Origin of the sequence: Oceanivirga salmonicida, assembly GCF_001517915.1 — a bacterium.
GTDB classification, from domain to species: Bacteria; Fusobacteriota; Fusobacteriia; order Fusobacteriales; family Leptotrichiaceae; genus Oceanivirga; species Oceanivirga salmonicida.
Genome location: NZ_LOQI01000077.1, coordinates 1 through 6,743 on the forward strand (window position 1 = coordinate 1; position 6,743 = coordinate 6,743).

Sequence of the window (6,743 nt, forward strand, 5' to 3'; positions counted from 1 at the left end):
TAGGTAAAACTAATAGAAGTCTAATACCAAAGAACCTTGCGACTTTAGTCGTGAGAGTTTCAGTGCACAATTATATACTGTGAATAAGTATTATTTTCATAAGTAATAGAAAAATAATTATATTTTATTGATTATGGAATAAATAGATTTAGCATAAAAATTGGACATAATACGGGTATTATTTTACTTAAGAAATACAGTTTATTCAAATAAAATTAAAACAATTAGATTACATATTTAATATGTAGGTCTAATTATTAAACATGTCAATAAAAATAATAGATAATTTTACTCTATTATTTATAGAAAGTAGGAAACAAAATGAAAAAAGTTGTTAATGATATAGAGACAATGAGACTAAAATTTAAAGAATTTGTATTAAGTGTACCACAAGGTATAGTTTTAAAAAATGTAACAAAAGAAGATGCAAAAAGAAATGTTGAGCAAAAAGATAAAAGTGCAGACGAATCATATAAAGTGATAGCAGTAAATGTTACAGATGATTATGTATTTACAAAATTTAAAGATTTAAATGATGGAAAACAAGTAAGAGATACTATCATATACATTGGAAATTTTGCAAAAGCATATGAAACACCTAATTCAAAATATTATCAAAGTACTGAAATAAAAGATTATATAATAAAAGGATTAGAAATATTTAGCAATAAGGCATATTATATTAACGGTAGAGAAAATGGAAATTGGTGGTTTTGGGAAATAGGAATATCTAAAACATTAAATGAAACATTAGTAATAGCATATGATATAGTTCCAGAAAAACTTAGAGTAAAACTATTAGAGGCATCAAGATATTTTCAGCCAGATCCTAGATATTCAGGTGCAAGTCCAGGGGCTATTTATTCAACAGCAAAAGTAAAAAGATTATCTGAGGGCGGAAATAGATTAGATACAGCTTTTGTTTCATTTATTAGAGGAATTTTAGTTGAAGATGAAAACGAAATTAGAGATGGAATAAATGCAGTAGATATAGTAGCTAAAAGTGTTGATAAAGGTGATGGTTTATATGATGATGGTTCTTTTGTTCAACATACTAATGTGTCTTCAAACGGTTCATATGGAGCAGTACTTTTAGATGGATTTAGTCTATTCACTTATATAACTGAAAATACTATATTTAAAATGAATAATCCTTATATTGATAACTTATATAACAATATACTTGAAGGAAATTCTTATCTATTAATAAATGGTGGAATAAATGACTCTGTTAGAGGAAGAGGTATATCAAGAGATAAAGAAACAGATTTAGATAGAGCAAGAATTATAATAGAGTCAATAGCATCAATATCAGAAGGAGCGAGTCCTATTTATAAAGATAAATTAAAATCTTTGGTTAAAAAAGTTATATTAGAAAATAATTTATATGAAACATTAGAAAGTATAAAGAATTTATCATTAAAAAGTATAGTTAAAGATATTATTGCCGATACAAGTGTAGGACCTCTTAACTTAAACAAAATTAAAATATTTAGTGCAATGGATAGAGTAGTTCAATTAGGAGACAATGGTGGTGGTTTTGCCATTTCTATGCATTCAAAAAGAGTAGCTAATTATGAAACAATTAATAAGGAAAATTTAAAAGGTTGGCATACAGGAGATGGAATGACATATATTTATGCAAATGATTCTTCGGGTTATATTGATTTCTGGCCTACTGTAAATCATTTATTATTAGCAGGAACTACTGAAAGTGGAAATGCAAGAATAAATTCAAGTGGGGAAAGAAGAGTTGGAAGTTCAGTAAGTCCAAAAACTTGGGTAGGAGGTTCTACTAATGGTCAAGTTGGATTTATTGGAATGGATTTTATATCATGGAATGATAAAACAGAAGCTAAAAAGAGTTGGTTGTTATTAGGAAATGAAATTGTTGCCATGGGTTCAAATATTAAGAGTACAGATGATACAATTTTTACAGTCATAGATAATAAGATAATAAATACCAAAGATAATTCAGAAGTATATGTTAATTCAGTAAAATTAATTGATTTAATAAATATAAATAAAAAAGGTGACTATATTGAGTATGAAAATACAATAAAAAAAGAAAATATAGGATACATATTATTACAAGATCAAAATGTTGAAGTTAAGATTGAAGATAGAAGTGGGAAATGGGAAGATATTGGTGGTAAAAGTCAAAATATAATAACAAAGAAATATCTTCAAATCGTAATAAATCAAGGGCAAAATCCTATTGATTCAACATATAGTTATTTGATATTACCTAATTTTACAAAAACTCAAATAACAAATTATAATATTAATGATATTGAAATATTAAAACAAGATGATATGGCACATGTAATTAAAATTCCTTCAAAAAATTTAATAGCAATAAATTCTTGGGCTAATAATGATTTGGAAATAGAAAATATTAAATTAAATGGCACTATATCACTTATTGCAATAGAAAATAACGATAAATTAGAACTTACAATAAGTGATCCAACACATGAAATTAATGGAATTACAAAAATAGAGATAAAAGGTGAATATGAATTAGATAAACTTATAAAAGAAGTCAAATTAACTATTATAAATAATAATACAAATTTAGAAATAGATTTACCTAAGTTAGGTCAATCAATAACAGTAGGTTTAACTAAAAAATAATCATTAAAAACAAGAATACTTATCAAAAAAAATATATGAAAATATAATGACTTTTAGATAAGTATTTTTTTAGTTATAGCAGGTTTTATTATATTAAAAATTTGATAATTTTGATAACTTTGGTAACTTTAAATTTGACAATATTATAAATCAAGTTAAAATAATCATGAAATATTTTATTGGATAAAAATTTAAGAAAGAGGGATTAGTATGAAAAAAATATTAGGAATTTTAATGTTATTTATTACATTATTAAGTTGTGGAACTAAAAATGAAACAACTGAAAATAAAACAGGTAAAAAGTTTGAAGGAAAAGAATTAAGTATTTATGTATCTTTTCATGAAGATATGGCTAAAAAATTAGCAGAATTATTTGAAGATCAAACTGGTGCAAAAATTAATTATATTAGATTGCCAACTGGACAAGCAGTTACAAGAATAAAAGCAGAAGCTTCATCACCACAAGCATCTGTATGGATAGGTGGAACAGCTGATGCACAACAAAATGTAGCTAATGATGGGCTATTAGAATCTTTTGAACCTGAAAATTCAAAAGAAACACCTGATAATTTTAAAGATTCTAAAAATCATACATGGACAGGAATATATGTAGAAGCTTTATCAATAGGAGTTAATACTGAAAGATTTGAGAAAGAATTTAAAGATATACCTATACCAACTAAATTAGAAGATTTATTAAATCCTGCATTCAAAGGTGAAATTATACTACCAGACCCTAATACATCAGGAACAGGATTAACTATAATAGCTTCAATATTAGAAAGTATGGGTGAAGAAAAAGGATGGGAATTTATAAGTAAATTATTTGAAAATGTAGCTCAATTTACTTCAAGTGGATACACTCCAGCAGAAAAAGTGGGAACAGGTGAATATTTAATTACTATTAATTTCTTGGCTGATCAATTAATTGTTAAAGATCATGGTTTCCCTATTGAAGGACAAGTTTATGAGGGTGCTGGTTGGAATATAGTTCCAGTTGCTAAAATTAAAGGTGGAGCAAATCCTGAAATTGCAGAAGAATTTATCAATTTTTCATTAAATAAAGAATCATCGGATGCATTAGTTGAGTTATCGAAAGTTATTTCAATAAGACCTGATAGTAAAGCACCAAAAGGTGGTAAAAGAATAACAGAATTACCAATAAATAAAAATTTTGATCCAGTTAAAGCAGCTTCTTTAAAAAAAGACTTATTAAAAAAATTAAATGAAATTAAACCTAAATAAAAAATATAGAAAATGGAGATAATATGGCGAATGAAGAGTTCAAAAAAATAAAAGAAAAAAAAGGATTTATAGTAGACATAAAAAATATTTATAGAGATCCAAGTTTGGCATTTCTTTTAGCAGTAGTTTTTTTATTTTTTATAATAATTATAGTTTATCCATTTGTAAAATTAAGTTTAATTCCTAGCAAAAATATATGGATAGAAGCAATTACGAATAAGTTTGTATTAAAAGTTTTTAGAAATACAATAATTTCTTCATTAAGTGCTACATTTTTAGCAACAATATTTGGATTTTTATTCGCATATGCAATGAATTATACTAATATACCAGGAAAGTCTATATTTAGAGTAATATCATTATTACCTAATATGGCTCCATCAATAATGACAGGATTAGCATTTATAATGTTATTTGGTCGTAGAGGTATAATAACATATAAATTATTGGGATTAAGAATTGACCCATATGGACCTATAGGCTTATTAATTGTGCAAACTATTGCATTTTTCCCTTTGGCTTATATAACTATATCGGGTGTTTTAAAATCAATAAGTCCTAATGTAGAGTTATCAGCTCAAAATTTAGGAGCATCTGGTTTTAGATTATTTAGAACAGTTACTTTACCATTAGCAACACCTGGTATAGCAAGTGCATTTTTATTAGTATTTATAAATGCGATAGCAGATTTTGGGAATCCTTTATTAATAGGTGGAAATTATAAGACATTAGCAACATTAGCTTATGATACAGTTATAGGAAATTTTGATATACCAATGGCGGCAGCATTAAGTTTATTCTTATTACTGCCATCGTTAATAATATTTTTAATACAAAAATATTACTTAGATAAAAAATCTTTTGTAACTATAACAGGAAAACCTACAAGTGGTCTTGAAAGAAATTTTGTTTCATTTGGTGCAAAGTTAATGTTATTTATTTTTTCTTTCATAATGTGTTTTGTTATATTATTAATAGTAGGTTCTGTTATGGCATTTTCTATTACAGAAGCCTTTGGAGTTAATTATACTTTTACAACAAGACATTTATATGAAGGAATTATTAATTCATACCCAATTAGAAATAGCTGGTTATTTGCCATGACGGCAGCTCTTATAACATCGGTTGTAGGAGTAATACTTGCTTTTTTAAATGTTAGAAAAAAATTCCCAGGTAGAGGAATAATAGATTTTCTTGCAATGTTACCTATATCTTTACCAGGAACATTTATAGGTTTAGCATTAGTAATATCATTTAATAAAAAACCGTTATTTTTAACTGGAACAGCTGCTATTGTAATTATAGGAATGGTTATACGACAAATACCAGTAGGTTATAGAAATTCAGTGGCAGGGTTTAAACAAATTGATAAATCAATAGAAGAGGCAGCGACTAATTTAGGTTCATCTAGTATAGGAGTGTTCAAAAATGTAATATTACCTATGCTTAAAAATCAAATATCTATTACATTTGTATATAGTTTTATGAAGGGGATGAATACATTAAGTACCATAATATTTTTAATATCACCTAAAACACAGCTTGCATCAGCTCAAATTTTAAGTTTATCTGAGCATGGATTCTATGGTGTTGCAAGTGCTACAGCATTAGGTATGATGCTTATTATATTATTAACTTTTGGTTTGTTTAAACTAATATTAAGAGATAACATAAATATATTTAACTTATAATGGAGATGAAAATGGAGAAAAAATATTTACTTGAAATAAAAAAAATAAATAAAATATTTGGTAATAATAGGGTAGTCAAAGATTTTTCTTTAAACATAGAACCAGGAAAATTTGTAACTTTTTTAGGTCCATCTGGATGCGGAAAAACAACGGTTCTTAGAATGCTAGCTGGATTTTATAATGTAGATTCAGGAGAGATTTTACTAAATGGAGAAAGAATTGATAATATTTCACCACAAAAAAGAAATACTCCAATGGTATTTCAAGAATACGCTTTATTTCCACACATGAATGCTTATGAAAATATTGCATATGGTCTAAAAGTACAACAAATAAATAAACAAGAAATTAAAGAAAGAGTAGATGAAGTATTAAACTTACTTAATTTAAAAGGGCTTGAAAAAAGATACCCAAATCAATTATCTGGTGGACAACAACAAAGGGTGGCAATAGCAAGAGCATTGATAAATAATAGAGAATTGTTATTGTTAGATGAACCTTTAAGTAATCTTGATGCTAAATTAAGAGAAAATGTTAGAGTAGAATTAAGACAAATACAGTTAAAATTAGGATTAAGTATGATATATGTAACACACGATCAACAAGAAGCGTTATCTATGTCTGATATGATAATTGTAATGAATGGAGGACTAATACAAGAAATTGGAAGTCCAAGAGATATATATTATAAGCCTAAAACTAAATTTGTAGCACAGTTTATAGGAACTACTAATTTTATTGAAGGAAAAAAAGAAAAAATAGATGATTATTATGCAATAGAGTATCTAGGAGAAATGATTAAAGGTAATTGTAAAGATGATGAAGCAGTCGATATATGTTATAGTATAAGACCTGAATCTATAAAAATAGAAAAAGAAAAACTTATTGATCATGCTTGTTTACCAGCAAATATAAAATATTCGACATTTTTAGGTGAAAAAATAAGATATTTTGTTGAAGATAAAGCAGGTAAAGAATGGATAGTAGATAACTTTGATTGTGAAAATGAGATTTTAAGTGGTGAATGTTATTTGTGCATAGAAAATGGTAAAGCACATTATGTAGTATAAAAAAATATGACTAGTAAAGAGAAGTGACTTTTTACTAGTTTTTTATTAGTAGGGAAATTAGTAGGAAAATTATAAAAAAAACTGTGAAGGCTCACTTAAA

4 protein-coding genes are annotated in these 6,743 nt (G+C 26.3%); all 4 read left to right on the top strand.

Annotation, left to right across the window (positions count from 1 at the left end; genetic code table 11):
* The first annotated feature begins 321 nt into the window (after nt 1-321).
* On the top strand, nt 322-2,637 hold the full coding sequence (locus AWT72_RS07590; protein WP_067143217.1) for a polysaccharide lyase 8 family protein: 2,316 nt from the start codon (nt 322-324) through the stop codon (nt 2,635-2,637).
* A gap of 210 nt (nt 2,638-2,847) precedes the next feature.
* Nucleotides 2,848-3,882 (top strand): ABC transporter substrate-binding protein, encoded by a 1,035-nt coding sequence (locus AWT72_RS07595; protein WP_067143220.1) that lies wholly within the window; start codon nt 2,848-2,850, stop codon nt 3,880-3,882.
* A gap of 23 nt (nt 3,883-3,905) precedes the next feature.
* Nucleotides 3,906-5,573, top strand: a complete 1,668-nt coding sequence (locus AWT72_RS07600; protein WP_067143223.1) for an ABC transporter permease — start codon at nt 3,906-3,908, stop codon at nt 5,571-5,573.
* An 11-nt stretch (nt 5,574-5,584) separates the two neighbouring features.
* Nucleotides 5,585-6,643, top strand: coding sequence for an ABC transporter ATP-binding protein (locus AWT72_RS07605; protein ID WP_067143227.1), 1,059 nt, complete (start codon nt 5,585-5,587; stop codon nt 6,641-6,643).
* The last annotated feature ends 100 nt before the right edge of the window (nt 6,644-6,743 follow it).